The sequence below is a fragment of the Rickettsia endosymbiont of Culicoides newsteadi genome, assembly GCF_002259525.1.
Lineage (GTDB): Bacteria > Pseudomonadota > Alphaproteobacteria > Rickettsiales > Rickettsiaceae > Tisiphia.
The window spans coordinates 1-976 of the sequence record NZ_MWZE01000167.1; the positions used below are offsets into that span (position 1 = coordinate 1).

Below are 976 nucleotides of genomic sequence, written 5' to 3' on the forward strand. Positions count from 1 at the left end.
CTCTTAAGAAAAATAAACCTTCCATAAATTGCAATTTCGACTTTCCTCTAAATTATAACCTTATCCCGAATTGACGTAATAAGGTATTATCAATGAGCAAATCTAATTTTAACCCATATGCTAAGATGGGGTCAATCAAATTATGTCAGACCTTAAAAAATATTACAGATGTTAATAATTTGAAGTTAGCTCAGGACAGAGCAAGGGAAATTATGTGGGATCAAGCAGATGGTTATAAATATGGTTTTAACGCTTGTGGGCTTAGTACGATAATTACTATATTTAGCAAGCGTGTTTTCAAACCATCTGTAGAATTTTTGGAGGACTGGTTCTATACAGCTATCCGGTGCATAGAAGAATTTATCCCTCAAGAACTGGCTAATAGTATTTATGCTTTTGGCACATTAAATATACACCCTTCAAAAAAATTTTTGGAAGTTTGGCAGAGAGAGGCTGTAAAGCAAATAGGAAACTTTAATAACCAAAATTTGGCTAACAGTATTTATGCTTTAAGCAAGTTATACTCGAATGATTTAAATAATATGGACGACAATAAACAAGAGGTGAACGAGCCGAGTGTTAATTTAGTAGATGAACACTCAAATGCGAGTGCCTCAGAGTTTTATAGAACCAATTCTTTAGATAATTCCAGTAGAACTCTTTTAATAGAATTCTTGGAAGTTTGGAAAATAGCGACCACAAATAAAATGAACGATTTTAATGCACAAGAATCAGTCAATTCTTTGTCTGGTTTCTGTAAGTTAGATACATATTTGAATAAATCTCTTGCAAAACTCGCTGATGCACAAGGAGTTGAAGGAGATGCTTCATCTCAAGCCGCAGCACACTCTAGCTCTAGTGTATGCGGAGATTCTAGTACCGCATCATTGTCCCAATTAACGTCAATTCGGGATAAGGTTATAATTTAGAGGAAAGTCGAAATTGCAATTTATGGAAGGTTTATTTTTCTTAAGAG

General features: G+C 34.1%; 1 protein-coding gene. It reads left to right on the top strand.

The window, feature by feature from the left end:
* Nucleotides 1-92: 92 nt before the first annotated feature.
* Nucleotides 93-929 carry a hypothetical protein gene (locus RiCNE_RS07070; RefSeq protein WP_094649839.1) on the top strand — a complete coding sequence of 279 codons (837 nt, stop codon included), beginning with the start codon at nucleotides 93-95 and terminating at the stop codon, nucleotides 927-929.
* Nucleotides 930-976: the final 47 nt, after the last annotated feature.

What these genes read in the sequence shown, in the direction of transcription:
- RiCNE_RS07070 (WP_094649839.1), top strand. Translation starts at nt 93, where the DNA reads ATGAGCAAATCTAATTTTAACCCATATGCTAAGATGGGGTCAATCAAA.